This window comes from Dactylosporangium sp. NPDC005572 (assembly GCF_040605515.1).
GTDB lineage: Bacteria > Actinomycetota > Actinomycetes > Mycobacteriales > Micromonosporaceae > Dactylosporangium.
On sequence record NZ_JBEXCY010000075.1, the window covers coordinates 16,268 to 39,062 of the forward strand.

The 22,795-nt window shown below is 70.7% G+C and carries 24 protein-coding genes, 1 tRNA gene and 1 pseudogene; 9 read left to right on the plus strand and 17 right to left on the minus strand.

Annotated features, from left to right (window positions below):
* Positions 1-28 precede the first annotated feature (28 nt).
* Complete coding sequence (locus ABZS66_RS30465; RefSeq protein ID WP_354763615.1) at positions 29-1,084, minus strand: BMP family ABC transporter substrate-binding protein; 1,056 nt, start codon at positions 1,082-1,084, stop codon at positions 29-31.
* Positions 1,085-1,275: 191 nt separating this feature from the next.
* A complete protein-coding gene (locus ABZS66_RS30470) occupies positions 1,276-1,623 on the minus strand; it encodes a hypothetical protein (RefSeq protein WP_354763617.1) in 348 nt (115 codons plus the stop codon).
* Between the two features lie 58 nt (positions 1,624-1,681).
* On the opposite strand from ABZS66_RS30470, the gene ABZS66_RS30475 reads away from it, so the two are divergent.
* The gene (locus ABZS66_RS30475; protein ID WP_354763619.1) at positions 1,682-2,611 is read left to right on the plus strand and encodes a MerR family transcriptional regulator; all 930 of its coding nucleotides are present in this window, start codon (positions 1,682-1,684) and stop codon (positions 2,609-2,611) included.
* A gap of 276 nt (positions 2,612-2,887) precedes the next feature.
* On the opposite strand, the gene ABZS66_RS30480 is transcribed toward ABZS66_RS30475, so the two are convergent.
* From ABZS66_RS30480 to trpS, 4 genes are read right to left on the minus strand one after another with little or no spacing between them, the layout of a single operon-like run.
* Positions 2,888-3,307: a hypothetical protein gene (locus ABZS66_RS30480; RefSeq protein ID WP_354763621.1), complete on the minus strand. Its 420-nt coding sequence runs from the start codon at positions 3,305-3,307 to the stop codon at positions 2,888-2,890.
* A gap of 8 nt (positions 3,308-3,315) precedes the next feature.
* Positions 3,316-4,326, minus strand: a complete 1,011-nt coding sequence (locus ABZS66_RS30485) for a YhjD/YihY/BrkB family envelope integrity protein (RefSeq protein WP_354763623.1) — start codon at positions 4,324-4,326, stop codon at positions 3,316-3,318.
* A gap of 3 nt (positions 4,327-4,329) precedes the next feature.
* Positions 4,330-4,857, minus strand: a complete 528-nt coding sequence (locus ABZS66_RS30490) for a 2'-5' RNA ligase family protein (RefSeq protein ID WP_354763625.1) — start codon at positions 4,855-4,857, stop codon at positions 4,330-4,332.
* Position 4,858: 1 nt separating this feature from the next.
* Positions 4,859-5,890: a tryptophan--tRNA ligase gene (gene trpS, locus ABZS66_RS30495; RefSeq protein ID WP_354763627.1), complete on the minus strand. Its 1,032-nt coding sequence runs from the start codon at positions 5,888-5,890 to the stop codon at positions 4,859-4,861.
* Positions 5,891-5,965: 75 nt separating this feature from the next.
* Here trpS and ABZS66_RS30500 point away from each other — a divergent pair, with 75 nt between their 5' ends.
* The 4 genes from ABZS66_RS30500 to ABZS66_RS30515 are packed head-to-tail and all read left to right on the plus strand — an operon-like array spanning position 5,966 to position 9,523.
* On the plus strand, positions 5,966-6,535 hold the full coding sequence (locus tag ABZS66_RS30500) for a sigma-70 family RNA polymerase sigma factor (RefSeq protein ID WP_354763629.1): 570 nt from the start codon (positions 5,966-5,968) through the stop codon (positions 6,533-6,535).
* On the plus strand, positions 6,525-7,817 hold the full coding sequence (locus ABZS66_RS30505; protein ID WP_354763631.1) for a hypothetical protein: 1,293 nt from the start codon (positions 6,525-6,527) through the stop codon (positions 7,815-7,817). Before ABZS66_RS30500 ends, ABZS66_RS30505 begins: the two co-directional genes overlap by 11 nt.
* Positions 7,818-7,854: 37 nt before the next feature.
* The gene (locus tag ABZS66_RS30510; protein ID WP_354763633.1) at positions 7,855-8,343 is read left to right on the plus strand and encodes a sigma-70 family RNA polymerase sigma factor; all 489 of its coding nucleotides are present in this window, start codon (positions 7,855-7,857) and stop codon (positions 8,341-8,343) included.
* The gene (locus ABZS66_RS30515) at positions 8,336-9,523 is read left to right on the plus strand and encodes a sialidase family protein (protein WP_354763635.1); all 1,188 of its coding nucleotides are present in this window, start codon (positions 8,336-8,338) and stop codon (positions 9,521-9,523) included. Before ABZS66_RS30510 ends, ABZS66_RS30515 begins: the two co-directional genes overlap by 8 nt.
* On the opposite strand, the gene galE is transcribed toward ABZS66_RS30515, so the two are convergent.
* On the minus strand, positions 9,517-10,482 hold the full coding sequence (galE, locus tag ABZS66_RS30520; RefSeq protein ID WP_354763637.1) for a UDP-glucose 4-epimerase GalE: 966 nt from the start codon (positions 10,480-10,482) through the stop codon (positions 9,517-9,519). The two genes, ABZS66_RS30515 and galE, sit on opposite strands and share 7 nt — an antisense overlap.
* 86 nt (positions 10,483-10,568) lie before the next feature.
* Between galE and ABZS66_RS30525 the strand changes: the two genes are divergently transcribed.
* Together ABZS66_RS30525 and ABZS66_RS30530 are read left to right on the plus strand one after the other, a co-directional pair.
* Positions 10,569-11,366, plus strand: coding sequence for a hemolysin family protein (locus ABZS66_RS30525; protein WP_354763639.1), 798 nt, complete (start codon positions 10,569-10,571; stop codon positions 11,364-11,366).
* A 47-nt stretch (positions 11,367-11,413) separates the two neighbouring features.
* Positions 11,414-11,959, plus strand: a complete 546-nt coding sequence (locus ABZS66_RS30530) for a GNAT family N-acetyltransferase (RefSeq protein ID WP_354763641.1) — start codon at positions 11,414-11,416, stop codon at positions 11,957-11,959.
* 502 nt (positions 11,960-12,461) lie between these two features.
* On the opposite strand, the gene cysN is transcribed toward ABZS66_RS30530, so the two are convergent.
* The 9 genes and pseudogenes from cysN to ABZS66_RS30575 form a co-directional block, all read right to left on the minus strand.
* Complete coding sequence (gene cysN / locus ABZS66_RS30535) at positions 12,462-13,730, minus strand: sulfate adenylyltransferase subunit CysN (RefSeq protein ID WP_354763643.1); 1,269 nt, start codon at positions 13,728-13,730, stop codon at positions 12,462-12,464.
* Positions 13,731-13,740: 10 nt separating this feature from the next.
* The gene (gene cysD, locus ABZS66_RS30540) at positions 13,741-14,649 is read right to left on the minus strand and encodes a sulfate adenylyltransferase subunit CysD (protein WP_354763645.1); all 909 of its coding nucleotides are present in this window, start codon (positions 14,647-14,649) and stop codon (positions 13,741-13,743) included.
* Positions 14,650-14,751: 102 nt separating this feature from the next.
* Positions 14,752-15,513: a 3'(2'),5'-bisphosphate nucleotidase CysQ gene (locus tag ABZS66_RS30545; protein ID WP_354763647.1), complete on the minus strand. Its 762-nt coding sequence runs from the start codon at positions 15,511-15,513 to the stop codon at positions 14,752-14,754.
* A gap of 1 nt (position 15,514) precedes the next feature.
* Positions 15,515-16,051, minus strand: a pseudogene (locus ABZS66_RS30550) (sugar transferase); the annotation flags it as partial.
* A 53-nt stretch (positions 16,052-16,104) separates the two neighbouring features.
* Positions 16,105-16,692, minus strand: a complete 588-nt coding sequence (pth, locus tag ABZS66_RS30555) for an aminoacyl-tRNA hydrolase (protein WP_354763649.1) — start codon at positions 16,690-16,692, stop codon at positions 16,105-16,107.
* A gap of 95 nt (positions 16,693-16,787) precedes the next feature.
* Positions 16,788-17,402 (minus strand): 50S ribosomal protein L25/general stress protein Ctc, encoded by a 615-nt coding sequence (locus tag ABZS66_RS30560; protein WP_354763651.1) that lies wholly within the window; start codon positions 17,400-17,402, stop codon positions 16,788-16,790.
* Positions 17,403-17,728: 326 nt separating this feature from the next.
* Complete coding sequence (locus ABZS66_RS30565; RefSeq protein WP_190257873.1) at positions 17,729-18,709, minus strand: ribose-phosphate diphosphokinase; 981 nt, start codon at positions 18,707-18,709, stop codon at positions 17,729-17,731.
* Positions 18,710-18,744: 35 nt separating this feature from the next.
* Complete coding sequence (gene glmU, locus ABZS66_RS30570) at positions 18,745-20,229, minus strand: bifunctional UDP-N-acetylglucosamine diphosphorylase/glucosamine-1-phosphate N-acetyltransferase GlmU (protein ID WP_354763653.1); 1,485 nt, start codon at positions 20,227-20,229, stop codon at positions 18,745-18,747.
* 82 nt (positions 20,230-20,311) lie between these two features.
* Positions 20,312-20,383, minus strand: a tRNA-Gln gene (locus tag ABZS66_RS30575).
* 229 nt (positions 20,384-20,612) lie between these two features.
* Between ABZS66_RS30575 and ABZS66_RS30580 the strand changes: the two genes are divergently transcribed.
* The gene (locus tag ABZS66_RS30580; RefSeq protein WP_354763655.1) at positions 20,613-21,590 is read left to right on the plus strand and encodes an acyl-CoA desaturase; all 978 of its coding nucleotides are present in this window, start codon (positions 20,613-20,615) and stop codon (positions 21,588-21,590) included.
* Between the two features lie 74 nt (positions 21,591-21,664).
* Entirely contained in the window at positions 21,665-22,267 is a 603-nt protein-coding gene (locus tag ABZS66_RS30585) for a TetR/AcrR family transcriptional regulator (RefSeq protein ID WP_190257882.1), read from the plus strand.
* A gap of 41 nt (positions 22,268-22,308) precedes the next feature.
* Here ABZS66_RS30585 and ABZS66_RS30590 read toward each other — a convergent pair whose 3' ends face one another.
* Positions 22,309-22,791, minus strand: coding sequence for a DUF4383 domain-containing protein (locus ABZS66_RS30590; RefSeq protein ID WP_354763657.1), 483 nt, complete (start codon positions 22,789-22,791; stop codon positions 22,309-22,311).
* Between the last annotated feature and the right edge of the window lie 4 nt (positions 22,792-22,795).

The window sequence follows — 22,795 nt, forward strand, 5'->3', positions numbered from 1 at the left end:
TCCCCCGCCAGACACCGGATGTCTACTACTACTTGGTCGGCACCGTGATCTTGCCGGACACGATGTCGGCCTTGAACGCGTCGAGCTTGGTCTTGATGTCGTCGACCTGCCCACCGGAGGTGGCGTAGCCCACGCCGTCGGCCTTGAGGTCGAACACCGTCGGGCCGGCCTTGAACTTGTCGTCGGCGAAGTCCTTGACGAAGTTGAAGACCGCGTTGTCGACCCGCTTGAGCATCGACGTCATGATGACGGCCTTGAGGCTCGCGTCGGTCACGGTGTTGTACTGGTCGGAGTCGACGCCGATGGCCAGCTTGCTCTTGGCCTTGGCGGCCTCGAAGACGCCGGTGCCGGAGCCGCCGGCGGCCGCGTAGATGACGTCCGCACCCTGGTCGTACATGCCGCTGGCGGCCGTGTTGCCACCGGTCGGGTCGTTGAAGCCCTTGCAGGCCTCGGCCGGGGTCGACAGGTAGTTGGTCAGGACCTTGACGTCGGCCTTGGCAGCCTTGGCGCCGGCCGCGAAGCCCGCCTCGAACTTCTTGATCAGGTCGACCTGGCAGCCACCGATGAAGCCGACCGTGCCGGACTTCGTCTTGAGGGCGGCGGCGGCACCGACCAGGAAGGAGCCCTGCTCCTCCGCGAACACCAGGTCGGCCACGTTGTCGGCGGTCGTGCCGCCGTCGACGATGGCGAACTTCGTCTTCGGGCAGTCCTTCGCCGCGCGGGCGAGCGGGCCGTTCTTGGCGTCGGCGCCGTCATAGACGAAGCCGACCGCGATGACCGGGTTGTAGCCGTTGTCGCAGAGCAGCTTCAGCCGCGCGTACTTGTCGTTCTCGCTCTCGCCGGCGACCGCTGCGAGGTCCTTGACCTCGACATTGAGCTCGCTCTTGACCCGGTCGAGACCGGCGGCGGCGGAGTCGTTGAAGGACTTGTCGCCCCGGCCGCCGATGTCGAAGGCGAGGCCGACCTTGACGTTCTTCTTGGCGGGCGCGCTGCTGTCGCCGCTCGTCCCCGTGTCACTGTCGTCGCCGCAAGCGGCCGTGCCCAACGCGACAAACGCCACCGCGGCGGCCGCGAGAACCTTCATCCCACGCACTCGGCGCAAGACGGTCTCCCTTCCCAAAGCACCGCCCCAACGCGGTGAACCCAACGGCGGGAGCGTACGCCTTCCCACCGACAGTTCCGCCATTCGCTGCCGGGTTGGGAGGAGTGCGTTATAGGGCCGTGACGTGCCAGCAGTCGGTCGGACCTACTGAGATAGATCTTGTAACACGCGGTTTACCTCCAAAAGACCGCAACGGCGGCGTTAACCAGCGTTAACCCAACCAATGCGAGGAAGTGCCCCGTGTTGACCACGTCCCGTTTGCGGGAGAAGAAGGCCATGACGAAGATCATCAGTCCGATGACGCCCTTGACGGCCAGCTTGGCCGGGTCGGGCTCCGCGTCGCCGCCGCCCCGCAGCGGAGCGGCCAGCCCGAGGCCGGTCAGGACCTGGATCCCGGCGCCCCAGACCATGGCGCTGTTGATCCGGAGGGGTTTCGCAATGTACTGCGTGACAGCACCACCGAGCAGCAGGGCGAACCCGATGAGGTGGGCATAGAGCAGGATGAGACGCAACGCTTCCACCAGCGCAAGGTAGCGGCTCGTTGACTCTCCCCCTACTGGAGGGTCGATGCTGGGTGGCGTGAACATCGGGGAGCTGTCCCGCCTGACCGGACTGCCGGTGAAGACGATTCGGTACTACTCGGACGTCGGGTTGGTGCCGGAGGCGGAGCGATCGCATGCCAACTACCGGCGGTACGACCACAGCTCGCTTGTGCGCCTCGAGTTCGTCCGCACCCTGCGCGAGCTGGGCCTGGACATCGCCACCATCCGCCGGGTCCTGGACAACGGGGTCGACCTGGCGAGCGTCGCCGCGGCCCACGCCGAGGCGATCAGCGTGCAGATCCGGGTGCTGCGGCTGCGCCGGGCGGCCCTGCGCGCGGTGGCGCGCCGCGACCCCTCACCTGCGGAGCTGGAGCGGATGGCCCGCATCGCCCAGGCGTCCGCCGACGAACGCCGGCGGATCGTCGACGAGTTCTTCGACAGCATCTTCGCGGACCTGCCGACCGCCGCTTCGGAGGAGGCGGCGAAGTTCGCCGGCATGATGCGCAGCGCGAGCCCGGACCTGCCGGACGATCCGACGGACGAGCAGGTGGACGCGTGGATCGAGCTGGCGTCGCTCGTGCGGGAGCCCTCCTTCCGCGACCGGCTGCGGGAGATGGGCCGCCGCTCGTTCGGCCCGTCGGCTTCGCCGAGGTCGGTGCCCACCGAAATATCCGACATTTCATGGTTTACTGACCACATTGCGGCGGCGATGGATCGCGGGGTGACCCCGGAGGACCCGGCGGCGGCCGCGGTGGTGGCATCGGTGACGGCCCGCTGGACGGCGGCCTTCGACCGGGTGGACGACGCCGCGTACCGCACGGAGCTGATCGAGGGCCTGGAACTGGCGATCGACCCGCGGGCGGAGCGCTACTGGCAGCTGATGGCCGTGATCAACGACTGGCCCCCGATCCCGACGACAACCCACCGCTGGACCTGGTTCCTGTCAGCCCTGAAAGCCCACACCTGACCCTCCGCGTCGACCGGGCCGAGCGCTCGCCACCCCAAACGCCGATCTTGAGTGTGGAGAGCGCGGCCCCCGGCGGACCTGAGGCCGACGGGGCCGAACGACTCCATGATCATGGGAAACATCTGGTCGCTGGTGCAGCCAGAAGTTTCCCTTGATCATGGGCGTCGCGGGTGATCGCCGATTGGGGCGGTCCACGCCACGGCCTCGCCGGCGAAAGCACCGCTGCGGCGAGCTCGCCCGTGACGGACGAGCTCGCCAAAGGCACGACGGCGTGGATCAGGACGTGAGTTTCGCCGCGATCCGTGCGAAACCGGCACGAATGTCATCGACGGACGGCGGCTCGTGCGTGTGGTCGTCGTCCTCGTGGTCGTGATCGTGGTCGTGGTGGTGGTCGCCCAGCTCCTCGTCCAGCGCCGCGGTCTCCAGGTCCTCGTTCTCGGCGGCCATCCGCGAGGCGGCGATGTCGCCCTGGATCTGGGCCACGGTCACGTGCGGCTGCAGCGGCTCGACCACCGCCATCAGGTCCTCGTCGGCGACGACCGCCTCCGCGAGGGCCAGCGCGTGCGCCCGCTCGTAGGGGCCGCAGACGACCGGCTCCCATTCCTCCTCGTCGTCCATCGGGCCGAAGGTGATGATCCACGGCAGCGTCAGCGCCGGCGCGTCGGCCGGCAGGTCCAAAGTCACGAGTGCACCCACGGCGCCCATCATGACGGGTCGGAGCGCTCGGTCGGCGCCGAACCGCCGGAAGCCACGATCCGCGCCGCCCGCTCCGTGGTCTCGGCCGCCTCCTCGACCAGCTGCGCCGCGTGCTCGGCCGCCCGGACGTCGGCGGGGGGCCGGCCGCCGGCCAGGTCCTTCACCCGGCCGTGCGGGCTGGTCGCCGACAGCGCGGCGGCGAAGAGCAGCAGCTGGTGCAGCAGGTACATGTACAGCAGCAGCCCGATGGTGCCGGCGACCAGCTGGTAGGCCGGGTTGTGCTCGGTCCGCGTGATGTACCACTTCCCCAGGGTCTTGAGCAGGCCCAGCCCGACGGCGAACAGCAGCGCGGACGGCCACAGCCGGCGCAGCGACATCCGGAGCCGGGGCACCCCGACCAGCAGGGCCGCGCCCAGGATGAGGTCGACGATCCCGGACAGCAGCGAGGACGTCCCGCGCAGCGCGACGCGCACCGGGTCCTGCTCGAAGTCGCCGGCCAGCCAGTACAGCAGCTCCTGCACGCCGGCGAAGATGCCGATCGAGATCAGCAGCAGCAGGCCGAGCGCCACCAGGACGCCGAGGTCCACCAGCCAGCGGACGATCGCGTTGCCGGGGTGCTCCTGGAGCTTCCACAGCGCGCGCTGCGAGGAGCGCAGGTTCTCCACCCAGCCGACGCCCGCGATGATCAGGCCGACGAGGGCGATGATGCCGATCTGCTGGCTGCCGGCGAAGATCTCGTCGGAGTGCAGTTGCGGCAGGTTGGCCTGGAGATAGACCTGCACGCGGGCGACGACCGCCTGGTTGCCGCCGAGCACCCGGCCCAGGATCCAGAACGCGACGACGGCCATGGCGAAAACGGCGAAGAAGCCGTAGTACGCGGTCGCGGCGGCGAGCCGGGCCGCGTCGACGTCGAAGTACCGCTGCTGCGCACGCCAGACGTGATCGAACATCCGCGAGCGGCGCCGCCCCGCGGCAACCGCCCGGTCGAAGCCGGCCTCCAGCCGGTCGAACAGGCCCACCCCTCAATCGTCCGTCGCGAGGCGGTACTCCGCATGGGAACGCCATCGACCGCCGTCGTCGTGCTCGAACAGCGTGAACCCGGCGACGGCGAACGCCGCCTCGTAGCCGGCCAGGCCGGCGAAGACGGCGTCGAGCTGCTCCGGCGCCACGTCGTGGGCGACCGTGACGTGCGGGTGGTACGGGAAGCGGACGTCCGCCCGGATCGCCGCCGCGGAGAGCACCGCCGCGTGCAGCTGCTCGCACTCGCTGATCCCGGCCGCGACGGCCACGAACACCACCTGGGTCACCGGCCGGAACGTCCCGGTGCCGCGCAGCCGCAGGCCGAAGGCCGGGTGGCGGGCGGCCACCGCGGCCAGATGCCGGTCGATCTCCGGCAGGTCGCCGGCGTCGATCTCGGTCGGGCCGAGCAGCGTGACGTGGGCGGGCACATACGCGCCGACCGGGTCACCGGCGGCCAGCCGGGCGGCGGTCAGCTCGCTGCCCCAGGGGTCGGGGATGTCGATGGCGACGCCGATGGTGGTTTTGTCCACCTCAGTGTGCGGCACCGGGCGCGAGGAACCCGATGCGGTCGTACACCGTCTTCAGCGTCGGCACGGCAACGGCCCGCGCCTTTTCGGCGCCGATCGCGAGCAACTTGTCGAGCTGCGCCGGGTCGTCGAGGTACAGGTTGGTAGCCTCCTGGATCGGCTTGAGGAAATCGACGACGACCTGTGCCAGGTCCTTCTTCAGGTCGCCGTAGCCCTTGCCGTCGTACGCCGCGACGAGGTCGTCGATGGTGCGCCCGGTCAGCGCGGCGTAGATCGTCAGCAGGTTGGAGACGCCGGGCTTGTTCGCCTGGTCGAAGACGATCTCGCGGCCGGTGTCGGTGACCGCCGACTTGATCTTCTTGGCCGCCTTCGCCGGGTCCTCCAGCAGCTCGACCAGGCCGTTGGCGGTCGACGCCGACTTGGACATCTTGGCCGTCGGCTCCTGGAGGTCGGTGATCTTCGCCGTGTCCTTGATGATGTACGGCGAGGGCACGGTGAACGTCTGGCCGAACGTCGTGTTGAAGCGCTGCGCCAGGTCGCGGGTCAGCTCCAGGTGCTGCCGCTGGTCCTCGCCCACCGGCACCGCGTCCGCCTGGTAGAGCAGGATGTCGGCCGCCTGCAGGATCGGGTAGGTGAACAGGCCGACGCTGGAGCGGTCGGCGCCCTGCTTCTGCGACTTGTCCTTGAACTGCGTCATCCGGCTGGCCTCACCGAATCCGGTGATGCAGCCCATCACCCACCCGAGCTGCGCGTGCTCCGGCACGTGGCTCTGCACGAACAGCGTGCAGCGCTCCGGGTCGAGTCCCACGGCCAGCAGCTGGGCGGCGCTCACCCGGGTGCGCTTGCGCAGCAGCGCCGGGTCGTGGCCCATGGTGATCGCGTGCAGATCGACCACGCAGTAGAACGTGTCGTGCGTCTCCTGCATCGCGACCCAGTTGCGCAGGGCACCGAGGTAGTTGCCCAGATGGAATGAGTCAGCGGTGGGCTGAATCCCGGAGAGCACGCGCGGTCGGGCCGGAGACGACATGTCGGCCATTCTGTCAGGCGCAACCGGATGAGCCACACAGGCGTCTGTCTGGATAGCGTGACGACGAGGGGGAGGTGGCGCGGCGTGGGCGAGGAGCTGGAAGCGCGCGAAGCGGTCCGCGACGCGTACCAGGCGCACTACCGCCGGCTCGTCGCCGCCCTCTACGCGCTGACCGGCGACCACGCCGAGGCGCAGGACCTCGTCCAGGAGGCGTACGCGCGGGCGCTCGCCCGGCCGCGGCAGTTCCTCGACGTGGCCGACCCGGAGGCCTGGCTCCGCACCGTCGCCATGAACCTTGCACGGACGCGCTGGCGGCGCCGCCGACTGTTCGACACACTGGTGCGCAGCGGCCGCGTCGCCCGGCCGGTGGAGAGCGTGCCGGGCGTCGACCCGAACCGGGTCGCGCTGGTCGCTGCGCTGCAACAGCTGTCGCAGGCGACGCGGGAGACGATCGTGCTGCACCATCTCGCCGACATGTCGGTCCACGAGGTGGCCGACGCGTTAGGCGTGCCGGTGGGCACGGTGAAGGCGCGGCTCTCGCGGGGCCGGGCCATGCTCGCCACCCTGCTCAGCGACGGGGAGAGCGAGCCGGAGACGCCTCGGCGGCGGGTGGAGGCTCCAGAGGTACAGCAAGAGGTGCGCGATGCGCCCTGAGCTGGACTTCCGCGCCCTCCGTGCGCAGATCGAGGCGGCCACCTGGGTGCCCGACTTCAGCACGCTCTACCGCCGCGCCGGCCGGGTGCGGATCCGCGACCGGATGGCGGTCGTCGGCGCGCTCGTCGGCACGCTCGCCGTCTTCGCGCCGGTCGCCCTGGCCGGGATCTTCGGCCGGCCCACGCCCGCCGCCCTGGGCCCCAACCCGGACCTCGGCGAAGCCTGGTCGCCGAGCCCGGTGGTCTCGGCCGCCAGCCGGTATCCGTCGACGACGACGCTGCGGGCGGCGGCCGGTGCCCTGCCCGACAGTGTGGTGGTGGCGGTCGACGTCTGCGTCGAGGTGCCGCAGCACCGCCGGTGCAGCCTCCAGGTGACCATGCTGCGGGACGGCTCGGCCGACCGGCGCACCCCGTTCGTGCTCGACGCGCTGCGCCAGTCCCCGCTGGACAGGCTGGAGTCGGTCGAGCTGGTCCGCATCGTCGGCAACACGTTCATGCTGAGCGGCGAGGTGGGCGGGGGCTCGCGCACCTCCGTGCGGTTCAGCGTGGACGCGGCCGACGCCTCGACGCAGCCCGTGGAGAGCGGCTCGCCGGTGGTCGGGCCGAGCGACCGGCTGGTGCTGAAGCAGGGCGACACCGCGGTGCAGCTGGTGCAGTACGGCGACTTCTTCGGCCTCCGGTCGAGCGACGGCGCGCTGAGCCTGCTCGCCAGCCAGCCGCCGATGGCCCGGCGGGCGCTCGCCGGCGGGCTGCCCAAGGCCGCCGGCTGGTGGGTGGCCGGCGCCGACCTGGGGACCGGCCAGCCGGCCGTGGCGGTGAGCAAGGACCAGGGGCGGGGCTGGCTCGCGCGGAAGCTCGACGCGCCCGCCGGGCTCGACGTCCCGACGGTCGCGACGCTCGACGGCACCGTCGCGTTCGCGTTCGTCCGTTATCCGAACAGCATCCGGTTCTTCCGTACCGCTGACGGCGGCGACAGCTGGCTCGAGGTGCGCACGAAGATCGAGCTGCCGGCCCAGTTCACCAGCGACAAGGGGCTCGTCGGCCGCAGCTTCGGCGTGCTGACCCGCCCGGACCGCTCGCTGGTCATGTGGATCCAGGGCAACAGCGAGATGGTCTTCCTGGAGAGCCTCGACGGCGAGCACTTCGGCGTCGTCGCCGGCCCCGGCGGCCCGCTCGCCGCGGTCGAGAACGGCTTCGCGGCGCTCGGCTCGCCGCCGCGGGTCTCGCAGGACGCCCGGGCGTGGCAGGAGGCGACCCTCTCCGCGACGGTGCTGCCGAACTGACGGGAACCGGGGAGCCGCCCGGGGGATCGTGTACATCGTGAGCGACGTGGCCGAGGTGTACCACGCCTGTTACCGCAGGCTGGTCACGCAGCTCTACGCGTTCACGACCGACCTGACCGAGGCGCAGGACGTCGTCCAGGAGGCGTTCGCGCGGGCGGTCGCACGGCCGGGCGGGTTCACCGGGATCGACAACCCGGAGGCCTGGCTGCGCACCGTCGCGCTGAACGTCGTCCGCCGGCGATGGCGGCGCCGCAAGGTCCTCGACCTGATCCTGCTCCGGGACCGGCCGGCGCTCACCAGCACCGGTCCCGAGCCCGACCGGGCCGACCTGACCCAGGCGCTCGACGCCATACCACGCAGCTACCGGGAGGTCATCGTGCTGCACTACTACGCCGACCTCAGCGTGGACGAGATCTCGGCCGCGCTGAACGTACCCGCGGGCACGGTCAAGTCCCGGCTGTCCCGGGGCCGCGCGGCGCTCGCCGCGCTGCTGCCGGGCTATCGAGCCGAGGTGACCAGTGCCTGACCCGCTGGGGACCCGGCTGCGCGCGGAGCGCGACCGGCTCGACATCGACCAGCCGCCGCTCGCGGTGATCACGGCGCGGGCCGCGGCGCTGCGCCGGCGCCGCGGCCTCGCCCAGGGCGGGGTGGTCGCCGCGGTGGCTGCCGTGATCGCGGGCGGCGTCGCCGTCATGGGGGCCGGCGGGAGCGGCGAGCCGCCGCAGCCACCGGGCGCCTCCAACGACCCCGCCGGGGTCTGGACCGCCGAGAACGTCACGGTCAACGGCCTGGCGCACCTGCCCACCGACCTGCCGGGGACGATCCGCGACGTCGAGTTCGTCGACGCCGACCGGGGCTTCCTGCTCACCGCCGACTGCGCGGGCAGCTGCACCAACCGCGTCTACGCCACCACCGACGGCGGCCGCACCTGGTCCCTGCAGGCGGTCCCCGCCCCGCTCGGCTCGACGGACCTCGCCTCGGTGCCGGCCCTGGTGGTCACCGGTTCGCAGGTCGCGCTGGTCTCCGGTACCACGGTCGCCGTCGGTGACCCCTGGCTGGTGTCCTCGACGTCCCCGGCGACCACTCCCCTGTCCGGGGCCGCCCACCTCTACAGCACCGGGTGCGGCCAGCCGCTCCTGGCCGTCACGCCGACCGGGCTGATCACGCCGCCGCAGCAGCCCTCCGACATCTCGGTGTGCTGGACGTCCCCGGTCCGGGCCGGCGACGGGTCCTGGTGGGTCGGCGGCAGCTCGGGCGGCCAGGCGGCGCTGTCGGTCTCCCGCGACGACGGCCGGAACTGGACGACCCGCAAGTTCGACGTGCCGGGCCAGGCCCGGGTGGCGATGCTGGGCACGGACGTGTACGCCTTCCTGGTGGACCCGGCGACCACTCCCGCCCGGCTGCTCGGCGTGGCCTCGTCGGCGGACGGGGGCGTCACGTGGGGCCCGGTCCACCCGACGGCCGGCAATGCCACCATCGGCGGCGAGGCGGTGCCGATGCTCGACGGCCGCCTGCTCATCGTCGACGGCGTCGGGCACTGGCTGGTGTCGGAGGACCGGGGGGAGAACTGGCACCGGCTGGAGGGCCTGCACCAGACCAATCGGCTGGCGCGGACCCAGGCCGGCTACGTGGCGTACGAGATGTCGAACATCTACACGGCGTTCTCGGTCGATGGCTTGACCTGGCAGAAGCTGGACGCTCAGTAGTTCATGTACGCCCAGGCGTCGCCGACCATCGTGGCCAGGTCGACGTGCTGCGGCGCCCAGCCGAGCTCGCGCTTGGCCTTCTCCGACGACGCCACCAGCTGGGCCGGGTCGCCCGGGCGGCGCGGGGCCATCTCGACCGGGATCGGGTGGCCGGTCACCGTGCGGACGACGTCGACCACCTGCCGGTTGGAGAAGCCGTTGCCGTTGCCGAGGTTGTAGACGCGGTGGCCGGGGCCGTCCATCGTGGCCAGGGCCAGCAGGTGGGCGGCGCCCAGGTCGGCGACGTGGATGTAGTCGCGGATGTTGGTGCCGTCCGGCGTGTCGTAGTCGTCGCCGAAGAGCTGGAGCTTCTCCCGGCGGCCGGCGGCGACCTGGAGCGCGATCGGGATCAGGTGGGTCTCCGGGTCGTGCCGCTCGCCGATCATCGAGCCGTCCTCGCGGCGGAGGGCGCCGGCCACGTTGAAGTACCGCAGGCTCACCGCCGACAGGCCGTGGCCGATCGCCTCGCCGGTCAGCGCGTGGTCGGCGGCGAGCTTCGAGGTCGCATACGGGTTCGGGGGGCGCACGGCGGCCGTCTCCGGGATCGGGACCGTGTCGGGGTCGCCGTAGACGTTCGCCGTCGAGGAGAAGACCAGGCGCCGGACGTTGTTCGTGCGCATCGCGTCGAGCAGGCGCAGCGTGCCGACGGCGTTGTTGTCCCAGTACTTCTCGGGCTTCTGGACGCTCTCCCCCGCCGCGATGAAGGCGGCGAAGTGGAGCACGCCGTCGAAGTCGGGCGTGAGCACGTCGGCGACGGCGTCGTGGACGCGGCCGCGGACGAAGGTGGCGCCCTGCGGTACCACCTCCTGATGGCCGGTCGAGAGGTCGTCGAGCACGACCACCTCGTGCCCGGCATCAAGCAGCAGCGCGGTGACGACGCTGCCGATATAGCCGGCGCCCCCGGTCACGAGCAGTCTCACGGCCTACCTCCACAAAAGTCATCGTGAACCAACAAATTTACACTTCGCCGGTGAATGACCGGGAGCGGGACGCCTACAATTCGTCCATGCCGGAGCCTGCCCCCGGAACCATACGGCAGGCTGTGGCTGCCCTGCTGCGGCGCTGGGCACGCCGTCTTCACGCTACCCCCGAGGCGCCGCACGTCAGCGAGGCCGAGCTCAGGTCGCTGATCACGGCCAACAGCGGCTCCGGCCACGTCCGCGAGGTGATGGTGCCGCGGACCGAGGTGGTCTTCCTCGACGGCCAGCTCACGTTGCCCGAGGCGATCGCTCTGGTACGGCGGGCGCGGCATTCCCGCTACCCCGTCATCGACGGCGATCCGGACGACGTCCTCGGCTTCGTCCACGTCCGCGACCTCACGCTGCTGCCCTCCCCCGACCCGGCCGTCCCGCTGCGGCGCCTGACCCGCGAGGTCCACCGCCTGCCGGCGAGCAAGCGGGTGCTGACGGCGCTGTCGGAGATGCGCCGGGGCGGGCACCACCTGGCGGTCGTCGTCGACGAGTACGGCGGGACGGCCGGCATCGTCACCCTCGAGGACCTGATCGAGGAGCTGGTGGGCGAGATCCGCGACGAGTACGACCCGCCGCCGCCCACGGACCGGGTCGACGAGGTCGACGGGCTGCTGAACCTCGCCGACCTCGCGGAGCGCACCGGGCTGACCCTGCCCGCCGGCCCGTACGAGACCGTGGCCGGCTTCGTGATGGCCCGGCTCGGCAAGCTGCCGACCGTCGGGGACGAGGTCCGCCACGACGGCTGGCACCTGCACGTCCGCACCGTCGAGGGCCGCCGGGTGGCCCGCGTCGCGGTCGCCCGGCCGGTCCCTCCGCCCCGCTCGCCGACCTGATGGGAAATCCGGATGACGTCGCGCGGATGCCTGCAAGGATCGACCGCGTGCAATTTCGCGATGCGCTTCCGGACGACGCCGCCCGGGTGGCGGCCCTGCACGCCGACAGCTGGCGGCGCCACTACCGGGGCGCGTACTCCGACGCGTTCCTCGACGGCGACGTGGAGTCCGACCGCCGGTCGGTCTGGTCGGCGCGGCTGGCCGCCCGGGCCGGCACGGCAACCATCCTGGCCGAGTCGTCGGAGGGCGGGCTGCTGGGCTTCGCCCACGTGCGGTTCGACCAGGACCCGCGCTGGGGAAGCCTGGTCGACAACCTGCACGTGACCAACGCGCTGCGCCGCACGGGCATCGGCCGCCGGCTGCTGGCCCTCGCCGCCCGGTCGGCGGCCTCGCAGGCCTCGACGCGGGCGCTGTACCTGTGGGTCCTGGAGCAGAACCGGGCGGCCCAGGCGTTCTACCTGGCATCGGGCGCGGCGCACGTCGAAACGGCGATCGTGGACGGCGACCCGGCCCGGCTGAACGGCACGCCGCGCAAGCTCCGCATGTCCTGGCCGGATGCGTCGCTGTTCCCCGGAGCGGCCGAGGCCCCATGATCATGGGAACCATCTGGCTGCGTTGACAACCAGAAGTTTCCCTGGATCATGGCCCGCCCCTCGATGATCGCGGTTTCCGCTCCGAATGCCGTACACACTTCGGTGGTGGCCATCAGCGGGTCCTGCCGCCCACGACCTCCCGGACCCGGGCATCGTCCAGAGGCTCCAAGATCGGCGTTCAAGGCGCAGAGTTGCCGATCTTGGGCCGGCTTGACCGCAACCGGGGGCGGCGCCGGCGTGGGCGAGTCAGGCCCATGATCGATGGCGAGTTCTGGTTGCCATGGCAGCCAAAAGTCGCCATCGATCATGGATGCAGCCGGCAGGCGGGAGGAGCCGCGGGGCGCGACCACGCGCGGGCGTCCGGCGCGGCCGGAGGTCGCGGGTTCTTGGGGCGACGGCGATGGCAGCGTCCGTGGCGCCGGGGCGGATGCACCGGCGCCACGAGCGGTGTCTGGCGGGAGCGACGGTCGTAACTTCCGCGGACCCGAGCCAGGAACAAGCGTTACGCGGCCTCGATGATCATGCCGGCGCCGACCGTGCGGTTGGTGGTCTCGTCGATGATGATGAAGCCGCCCGTCGTGCGGTTGCGGCGATACTCGTCGGCGAGGAGTGGGACCGTCGTGCGGAGCCGGACGCGACCGATCTCGTTCAGCGTGAGCTGCGTGGCTGATTCGTCCCGGTGCAGCGTGTTGACGTCCAGACGATACTGCAGACCCCGTACCACCGTCCGGGCCGATCGCGTCGTGTGCTTGATCGCGTACTTTCCGCCCACCGTCAGCGGGCGGGTCTCGTCCATCCAGCAGACCATGGCCTCGATGTCCTGGGCCACCGACGGGGCGTTGTTCGGGCGGCAGATCATGTCGCCGCGGGCGATGTCGATCTCGTCCTGGAGACGGATCGTCACCGACATCGGCGGGTAGGCCTCTTGGAGCTCGCCGTCGGCCGTCTCGATGTTCGTGATGCGGGTCGTGAAGCCCGACGGCAGCACCATGACCTCGTCGCCCGGCTTCATCACGCCCGACGCGATCTGGCCCGCGTAGCCGCGGTAGTCCGCCACCGTCGTGGACTGGGGGCGGATCACGTACTGGACCGGGAAGCGCACGTCGACCAGGTTGCGGTCGGAGGCGATGTGCACGTGCTCCAGGTGGTGCAGCAGGGACGGACCCTCGTACCACGGCATGTTCTCGCTGCGCGTCACCAGGTTGTCACCGTGCAGCGCGGAGATCGGGATGACCGTCAGGTCGGGGGCCTCCAGCTTCGCCGCGAACGAGGTGAACTCGTCGGCGATGCGCTCGAAGACCTCCTGCGAGTAGTCGACCAGGTCCATCTTGTTCACGCACAGCACCAGGTGCGGCACGCGCAGCAGCGAGCACAGGAAGGCGTGCCGGCGGGACTGCTCCACCAGGCCCTTGCGGGCATCGACCAGGATCAGCGCCAGGTCAGCCGTGGACGCGCCGGTGACCATGTTGCGCGTGTACTGGATGTGCCCGGGGGTGTCGGCGATGATGAACTTCCGCCGCGGAGTGGCGAAGTAGCGGTAGGCCACGTCGATCGTGATGCCCTGCTCCCGCTCGGCCCGCAGGCCGTCGGTGAGCAGCGCGAGGTTGGTGTACTCGTCGCCGCGGGAGCGGGAGGTGGCCTCGACGGCCTCCAGCTGGTCCTCGAAGATGGCCTTCGAGTCGTACAGCAGGCGCCCGATCAGGGTCGACTTGCCGTCGTCGACGGACCCGGCCGTCGCGAAGCGGAGCAGGTCCATCTGGCGTTCGATCACGGCGGTCACTCTAGAAGTACCCCTCACGCTTGCGGTCTTCCATCGCCGCCTCGCTCACCTTGTCGTCGCCGCGGGTCGCGCCGCGCTCAGTGATGCGGGTCGCGGCGACCTCGGCGATGACCCTCTCGATCGTGTCCGCGTCGCTGCGGACCGCCGCCGTGCACGAGGCGTCACCCACCGTGCGGTAGCGGACCTGCTCGGTGAACGGGGTCTCGCCGGCCTTCAGCGGCAGGAACTCGTTGATCGCGTAGAGCATGCCGCCCCGATCGACCACCTCGCGGTCGTGCGCGTAGTAGATCGACGGCAGGTCGATGCCCTCGCGGGCGATGTAGTGCCAGACGTCCAGCTCGGTCCAGTTGGACAGCGGGAACACCCGGATCGACTCGCCGGGCGCGATCCGGGCGTTGTAGAGCGCCCACAGCTCGGGCCGCTGGTTGCGCGGGTCCCACTGGCCGAAGTCGTCGCGGAAGCTGAAGACACGCTCCTTCGCGCGCGCCTTCTCCTCGTCGCGCCGGGCGCCACCGAAGAGCGAGTCGAAGCGGTACTTCTCGACCGCGTCGAGCAGCACGGGCGTCTGGATGCGGTTGCGCATCCCGTCGCCCGACTCGCGGACCAGGCCGCTGTCGATCGCCTCCTGCACGCTCGCCACGATGAGCTGCACGTTGAGCTCGTTGACGCGGCGGTCACGGTAGGCGAGGACCTCGGGGAAGTTGTGCCCGGTGTCGACGTGCATCACCGGGAACGGGATCCGGCCCGGGGCGAAGGCCTTCTCGGCGAGCCGGAGCATCACGATCGAGTCCTTGCCGCCGGAGAACAGCAGCACGGGCCGCTCGAACTCGGCGACCACCTCGCGCATGACGAACAGGCTCTCGGCCTCGAGAGCGTCCAGGTGGGAGACGCGGTATGGGGCGCGGCTCACGCGGTCACCTCCGCTTCGCTCCGGCGCCGCCTGAGCTGAATACTGAGTTCATGATGAGCGGCCACTTCGCTCCGCTTCGTACCGCTCATTGGCGGGGACCTTTCAGCTGTTGATCGCGGCCAGCAGTTGCGGCGCCAGTGCCTTCCGACATACGACCAGGTCAGGTAGCCGTGGGTCGGGCTGGTTGTATTCCAACGTAGTCCCGTCGATACGGGAAGCATGCAGACCCGTGGCGACCGCCACAGCGACCGGTGCGGCCGAGTCCCACTCGTACTGGCCGCCGGCGTGGACGTAGGCGTCGACGGCCCCGTCGATGACCGCGGCGATCTTGGCGCCGGCCGATCCCATCGGTACCAGCTCGATCGGCAGCTTCTCGGCCAGCTGCGCCAGCAGCGCCGGCGGGCGGGTGCGGCTCGCGGCCAGCCGGATCGGCTCGCCCTGCACGCCCGGCATCGGCGGGAACGGCGGTGGCGAGTCGGTGCCGAGCACGCAGTGCTGCGCCGGCAGCGCAACGGCGCCGGCGGCCAGCCGGCGGCTCGCGTAGAGGGCCACGTGAACGGCCCAGTCGGCCCGGCCCTCCTCGCCGAACTCGCGCGTGCCGTCGAGCGGGTCGACGATCCAGACGCGGTCGGCCGCGAGCCGGGCGGCGTTGTCGGCGCCCTCCTCGGAGAGCACGGCGTCGGCGGGGCGCCAGCGCTCCAGCTGGGCCACGAGCAGCTCGTGCGACAGCCGGTCGCCGGCCTTGCGCAGCGCGGCGGGGTCGGAATACCCGATCTCCTCGCGCAGCTTCAGCAGCAGGTCGCCGGCCCGCTGGGCGAGCCAGCGCGCGAACCCGCCGTCCGTGGCGGGTGGTAGGTCGGTCATCTCAGTACGCTCCAGCACCTCGGGTCACAGCGCACGACGTCCGCAGCATGATCACCAGGTCGAACGAGAGCGACCGGTTCTCCACATGCTGCGGGTCGAGGCGGACCGCTTCGTCCCACGATAGGCCCGACCGGCCGGACACCTGCCAGAGGCCGGTCATCCCGGGCCGCACGGCCGACCGGCACCGGGCGTCGACCGGATACACGGCGACCTCCTCCGGCGACGGCGGGCGGGGCCCGACCAGTGACATGCTGCCGCCGAGCACGTTGAGCAGCTGCGGCAGCTCGTCGAGCGAAAACTTGCGCAGAAGCCGTCCGACGCGGGTGAACCGCGCGCCGTCGACCTCGTTGAGATGCCGCAGCTCGGCCAGGCGGGCTTCGGCGTCCACGAGCATCGTGCGGAACTTGAAGATCACGAGCTCGCGACCGTCCTAGCCCACACGTATCTGCCGGAACAGTACCGGCCCCCTCGATTCCACGCGAACCGCGAGCGCGAGACCAGCCAGAAGTGGAGCCGCCGGGACCGGAAGGAGGACGGCGGCGCAGGGGCCGGGGATCGGGGTGATCCGGTCAGGCGGGCCCTTATCGGCTCTTATGTCGCGTGATACTGGTTCTGGGTCGGCTCCAGGCCACGCTCGATCACCATCTCGACGGCGTCGGCCGCGCGGTCCACGAAGTAGTCCAGCTCCTTGCGCTCGACCGCGGAGAAGTCCGACAGCACGAAGTCGGCGGGGTTCTGCCGGCCGGGCGGGCGCCCGATACCGAAGCGGACCCGGATGTAGTCCTTGTTGCCCAGCGAGCTCGACATCGACCGCAGCCCGTTGTGGCCGCCCTCGCCGCCGCCCTGCTTCAGGCGCAGCTGAGTCCAGGGCACGTCGAGCTCGTCGTGGACGGCGATGACCTGCCCGACCGGCACCTTGTAGAACTGTGCCAGGCCGGCCACCGGGCCACCGGAAAGATTCATGTACGTCATCGGTTTCACGAGCACGAGCCGCGGCCCGCCGACGCGCAGCCGGCCCTCGGCGACCTCGGCCACGACCCGCCGGTGCCGCGAGAAGCGCAGCCCGGCCCGCTCGGCGAGCAGGTCGGCGACCATGAACCCGACGTTGTGGCGGTGGCGCGCGTACTCAGGCCCGGGGTTCCCCAGCCCGACGACCAGCCACGGCTCGGTGTCCGGCACGGCGTTCTCTCCTCAAACGGAACATGCGGAACATGCGGAAAGGTCGCGGGCGCCCAGGGCGGTCCCGCGACCTTCTCGTCGGTGGTGCTGGTGTATCAGGCCTCGACCGGCTCGGGGGTCGCCTCGGCGGCCTCGCCCTCGGCGCCCTCGGCCTCGACGACCTGGGTCGGCGCGGCGGTGATGACCGCGATGACCAGCGCCGGGTCGGCGGCAAGCTCGACACCGGCCGGAAGCTGAACGTCGGCGGCGGTCACGTGGCTGCCGGCCTCGAGGCCCTCGATCGAGGCCTCCAGGCCCGAGGGCAGCTTGGTCGCGTCGGCCAGGACCGACAGCGTGGTGCTCTCGGTCATGATCAGCGTGTCGCGGGCCGCCTCGCCGGTGAGGTGCACCGGGATGTCGACGGTGACCTTCTCGCCACGACGGACCACCAGCAGGTCCACGTGGTCGAAGGTGTCCTTGATCGGGTCACGCTGGATCGCCTTCGGCAGGGCCAGGGCGGCGCTGCCGTCGGAGATCTCGATGTTGAAGACCTGGGTCATGCCGCCGTGGCGGATCGCCGCGGCGAACTCACGGGCGGGGAGTGCGATGTGACGGGGCTTCTCGCCGTGGCCGTACAGCACGGCGGGCACCTTGCCGGCCCGGCGCGTGCGGCGGGCACCACCCTTGCCGAACTCGGTGCGGGGCTCGGCGCTGATCTTTACCTCGGACACGACAGAAAACTCCTGATGCGTTGGTGCGGCGGGCACCGGCCGGCGCGACCGGTAACAGTTGTCTCGTGCGGCGCTCGGGCGAGGGGGCGCGCAGGGCACAAGCCCGGAGCACCGCGTCGATCACGGAGCTCGCTGGACCGTCATGCCTTCTTGCGCGACTGCGCAGGAACCGCATGCCCGGCCCCGCGGGAGCACCCTCGCCGTGGCAACCGCACTAGCTTACCCGAGACGCCAGACGGCGTTCACACCCTCCCCGCCCGGTTGTGCAGATCACGCTGCCCTGTCGTGCACACGTCGCTCACCGCGAACCGAACGGCCACTACGGGTTACGACAGGCCGCCGAAGAGGGTCGTCACGGAGCCGTCGTCGAAGACCTCGCGGATCGCCCGGGCGAGCAGCGGGGCGATGGAGAGCTGGGTGATCTTCTCCACCTTCTTGTCCGCCGGCAGCGGCAGCGTGTTCGTCACCACGACCTCGCTGATGCGGCTCGCGGCCAGGCGGTCGCAGGCCGGGTCGGACAGCACCGGGTGGGTCGCCGCGACCACGACGTCGGCCGCGCCCTCGTTGAAGAGGATGTCAGCGGCCGAGACGATCGTGCCGCCCGTGTCGATCATGTCGTCGACGATCAGGCAGACGCGGCCCTCGACCTCGCCGACCACGCGGTTGGCGACCACCTGGTTGGGCTTGGAGGGGTCGCGGGTCTTGTGGATGAAGGCCAGCGGGCAGCCGCCCAGCCGGTCCGTCCAGCGCTCCGCCACCCGTACCCGGCCCGAGTCGGGGGCGACCACGGTGATCGGCCGCCCCGCGTACTTGGCCTCGATGTGGTCGGCCAGCGTGTTCATCGCGAACAGGTGGTCGACCGGGCCGTCGAAGAAGCCCTGGATCTGAGCCGTGTGGAGGTCGACGGTGAGGATGCGGTTGGCGCCTGCCGTCTTGAAGAGGTCCGCCACCAGGCGGGCCGAGATCGGCTCGCGGCCACGGTGCTTCTTGTCCTGCCGCGCGTAGGGGTAGAAGGGCAGCACCACGGTGATGCGCTTGGCGGAGCCCCGCTTCAGCGCGTCCACCATGATCAACGACTCCATCAGCCAGTCGTTGATCGGCGCGACCATCGACTGGACGACGAACGCGTCCGAGCCGCGGACGCTCTCTCGGTACCGCACGAAGATCTCGCCCGAAGCGAAGTCGTATGCGTCCATGGGCGTCGGGTCGACCCCGAGCACCGCGCCGATCTCCTCGGCGAGCGCGGGAAACCCGCGGCCGGAGAAAAGCATCAGGTTCTTGCGGTTCTCCGAAGAAATGCTGGCCATCTGGGGTCGCCCGCTCCCGGTCTCGTGGTTGCGCCTCATTGTTCGTCGGGCGCGGGCCGCTCGACCACCGGACCTGGGTCGACGTGGTGTTCTTCACGTTCCTGAAACACAGCGTTAGCCTCAGCGGCCGCGACAGCTGCCGCGCTGCCAGGTCGCTTGCGCTCGACCCAGCCCTCGATGTTGCGCTGGTGGGCCCGGGAGACGCCCAGGGCGCCCGGCGGGACGTCCTTGACGATGACGCTGCCGGCGGCCGTGTAGGCGCCGTCACCCACGTGCACGGGCGCGACGAACATGTTGTCGGCCCCGGTCCGGGCGTGGGCGCCGATGACCGAGCGCTGCTTCTTCACCCCGTCGTAGTTCACGAAGACGGTGGCCGCGCCGATGTTGGTGCCCTCGCCGATCTCGGCGTCCCCGACATAAGAGAGGTGGGGGACCTTGGCGCCGTCGCCCAGCGTCGCCGCCTTGGTCTCGACGAACGTGCCGACCTTCGCCTTGACACCGAGCTTGCTGCCGGGGCGCAGGTAGGCGAACGGCCCGACGGAGGCCTGGGGGCCGATCTCCGAGGACAGCGCATGGGTGCGCACCACGGTGGCGCCCGCGCCCACCACGACGTCGATGAGCGAGGTGTCCGGGCCGACCACGGCGCCCTCGCCGATGCTCGTGGTGCCGCGCAGGTGGGTGTTGGGCTCGACGACGGCGTCGCGGGAGAGGGTGGCCGTCACGTCGATCCAGGTGGTCGCCGGGTCGATGATCGCCACCCCGGCGCGCATCCACTCGTCGTTGATCCGGTCGCGCATGATGGCCCGCAGGCCGGCCAGCTCGGCCCGGTCGTTGGCGCCGAGGGTCTCGGTCGCGTCCGGGGCGCGGTGGGCGACGATCGGCGAGCCGGCCTCGGCCAGCAGGCCGATAACGTCGGTGAGGTACTCCTCGCCCTGGTCGTTGTCGGTCGACAGCTTGCCCAGCATGTCGCGCAGCGCGGCGGCCTCGAAGACGTAGGCGCCCGAGTTGATCTCGCGGATCGCCCGCTGAGCCGGTGTGGCGTCGCGCTCCTCGACGATCGCCGAGAACTCGCCGCCCCGGTTGCGCACGATGCGCCCGAGGCCGGTGGGGTCGGCGACCTCGGCGGTCAGCACGGTGGCGGCCGCCTTGGTGGTCTCGTGGGTGTGCACGAGCGCGGCGAGCGTGTCGGCCCGCAGCAGCGGGATGTCGCCGTTGAGCACCACGACCGTGCCGGTGATGTCGGGGTTGGCGTCCAGCGCGATGCGGACCGCGTGGCCGGTGCCGCGCTGCTCGGCCTGGGTGACCGGGACCGCGGCCGGGGCGACCTGCGCCAGGTGGGCGCGGACCTGGTCGGCGCCGTGCCCGACCACCACGGTCACCGTCCCGTTGTCCAGGAACGACTCCGTGGCGGCCAGCACGTGGCCGACGAGACTGCGGCCGAGCAGGGGGTGGAGGACCTTCGGCAGCGCCGACTTCATGCGCTTGCCTTCGCCGGCGGCCAGGATGATCACGTTTCGCACGGGCGCGCTCCCTCGACGGATTGTCGGTGCGGCCTCATCGTAGTCAGGCGCCCCGGACACCACGGATGCGCGGGCGAACACGCTGGGGTGCCTGGATTCGAACCAGGACTGCGAGGCTCCAAAGGCCTGCGGGCTGCCGTTACCCCACACCCCATTACGCCGCGTTGGAAGCCTAGCTTGCCCTTCGATCCGTTTCGTCCCCAGGGCCGCTTCCCCTTACGGGCACTGGAAGTCAGTCGGTCGGGGTGAAGTTGCTGGCAGGAAGATCACACAAAACTCGGGGTAACTGACTTGACACGAGCTTCGCCTGGCGAACCTACGCATCCGTAAGTTACGGTGACGTAAGCGTAGCCCCCGCCCGGCGACGAACCTTGAGAGGTGCCATGTCCGTATCGGTCCTTGACCCGACCCCCGCCGACACCCCGGAGCGCGCGCCGAAGCCGCTCACCGAGGGCAAGCAGAGCGTCGGCATCCTGATCGCGCTGTGGGGCTTCGTGGTCCTGCCCTTCGTCGCCCTGCTCGCCGCCGTTCCGGTGGCCTGGGGCTGGGGGCTGAACTGGCTCGACGTCGTGCTCGGCGTGGTCTTCTACGTCATCGGGGGACTGGGCATCGGGACCGGGTTCCACCGGTACCTCACCCATGGCTCGTTCAAGGCCAACCGCGGACTGCGGATCGCGCTCACCATCGCGGGCAGCACCGCGATCGAGGGCAACCCGACCCAGTGGGTCGCCGACCACCGCCGCCACCACGCGTTCTCCGACCGCGAGGGTGACCCGCACTCCCCCTGGCGCTTCGGCGAGTCGTTCCTGGGCCTGACCAAGGGCCTCTTCTACGCGCACGTCGGCTGGCTGTTCCACCGCGAGTTGGCCAACCGGGAGCGCTTCGCGCCCGACCTCATGGCCGACAAGGACATCCGCCGCATCGACAAGCTGTTCCCGGTCATCGTCATCCTGTCGGCGACGCTGCCCGCGATCATCGCCGGCCTCGTCACCTGGTCGTGGCAGGGCGCGCTGTCGGCGTTCTTCTGGGCCGGCCTGATCCGCATCGGCCTGCTGCACCACGTCACCTGGTCGATCAACTCGATCTGCCACGTCTACGGCGAGCGCCCGTTCGAGACCCGCGAGGGCGACCGGGCCAGCAACTTCTGGCCGCTGGCGATCCTGTCCTTCGGCGAGAGCTGGCACAACCTGCACCACGCCGACCCGACCTCCGCCCGCCACGGCGTCGACAAGGGCCAGATCGACATCAACGCGCGGCTCATCTGGATCTTCGAGAAGTTCGGCTGGGCGAGCGACGTCCGCTGGCCGAAGAAGGACCGCATCGACGCCAAGCGGATCGCTGCTGGCACGATGAACGGGTGACCGACAGCCCGGAAGAAGACGACCTGCGCCCGCCGGCACCGCCGCCACCGGCCCCCGCGAAAGGCCGGGTCCGGATGTCCTCCACGCAACGCCGTGAACAGCTCATCTCGATCGGGCGAGCCCTCTTCGCCGAGCGGGGCTTCGACGCCACCTCCATCGAGGAGGTGGCGTCGCGGGCGAAGGTGTCGAAGCCGGTCGTCTACGAGCACTTCGGCGGCAAGGAAGGCCTCTACGCGGTGGTGGTCGACCGGGAGGTCCGGTCGCTGCTCGACCGGATCACCAACGCGCTGACCGCCGGCCACCCGCACGAGCTGCTCGAGCAGGCGGCCCTCGCGCTGCTGGACTACATCGAGTCGGAGACCGACGGCTTCCGGGTCCTGGTGCGCGAGGCGCCGGTGATGTCCCCGACCGGCAACTTCATGAGCGTGCTCAACGACGTGGCGCACCAGGCCGAGCACATCCTCGGCTCGGAGTTCAAGCGCCGCGGCTTCGACCCCAAACTCGCCGAGCTGTACTCCCAGGCGCTCGTCGGCATGGTCGCGCTGACCGGCCGGTGGTGGCTGGAGGTCCGCAAGCCGAAGAAGGAGGTCGTCGCCGCGCACCTGGTCAATCTGGCCTGGAACGGCCTGTCCAACATGAAGGGCAAGCCGACGCTGGTGACCCGGCAAGGCAAGTGAATAAGGGGGCGCCTCGCGCGCCCCCTTTCGCATTCTTGAGGTCAGGCGGCGCTTCGGGCGGTGCTCGGCCCGTGGCGGAAGTCCTCCTCCGCCTTGGCCTCCGCGTGGGAGCCGACCCGGTCGTAGAGGCTCGCCGTGCCGACGATGGCGGCGAGGATGAAGGTCACGATGACGTTGACCATCGAGAACGCGAAGACGTTGGCCTCGGTCTGCAACAGCGCGAGCGACGCCATGCCGACGACGGTCAGGACGACAGCGGCGAGGGTGTTGATGGCGTGCCCGACGTTGCGCCCGATGAGGTTGGCGCCCAGCACGACGACCCCGGCAACGAGCGAGAGCAGCGAGAACGCCGGGTTGGTCCGCAGGCCGAGCACCCATTCGGCCTCGTCGCGGGTGAAGAACTCGGCGCCGGAGGTCTGCGCGAAGCCGACCACGCCGAAGACCAGCATGTAGAGGCCCGCCACCCCGGCCAGCAGCCGGTAGAGCGGCCGGAGGTGGTGGTTGATCGGAAAGTGTGCGGCCATGGTC

Excerpts from the sequence above, each read along its gene's own strand:
- ABZS66_RS30505 (WP_354763631.1), top strand. The coding sequence starts at position 6,525 with ATGCGCCCTGAGCTGGACTTCCGCGCCCTCCGTGCGCAGATCGAGGCG.
- ABZS66_RS30590 (WP_354763657.1), bottom strand. The coding sequence starts at position 22,791 with ATGGCCGCACACTTTCCGATCAACCACCACCTCCGGCCGCTCTACCGG.
- ABZS66_RS30580 (WP_354763655.1), top strand. The coding sequence starts at position 20,613 with ATGTCCGTATCGGTCCTTGACCCGACCCCCGCCGACACCCCGGAGCGC.
- trpS (WP_354763627.1), bottom strand. The coding sequence starts at position 5,890 with ATGGCCGACATGTCGTCTCCGGCCCGACCGCGCGTGCTCTCCGGGATT.
- ABZS66_RS30545 (WP_354763647.1), bottom strand. The coding sequence starts at position 15,513 with ATGACCGACCTACCACCCGCCACGGACGGCGGGTTCGCGCGCTGGCTC.
- ABZS66_RS30525 (WP_354763639.1), top strand. The coding sequence starts at position 10,569 with ATGCCGGAGCCTGCCCCCGGAACCATACGGCAGGCTGTGGCTGCCCTG.
- ABZS66_RS30585 (WP_190257882.1), top strand. The coding sequence starts at position 21,665 with ATGTCCTCCACGCAACGCCGTGAACAGCTCATCTCGATCGGGCGAGCC.
- ABZS66_RS30565 (WP_190257873.1), bottom strand. The coding sequence starts at position 18,709 with ATGGCCAGCATTTCTTCGGAGAACCGCAAGAACCTGATGCTTTTCTCC.
- ABZS66_RS30465 (WP_354763615.1), bottom strand. The coding sequence starts at position 1,084 with ATGAAGGTTCTCGCGGCCGCCGCGGTGGCGTTTGTCGCGTTGGGCACG.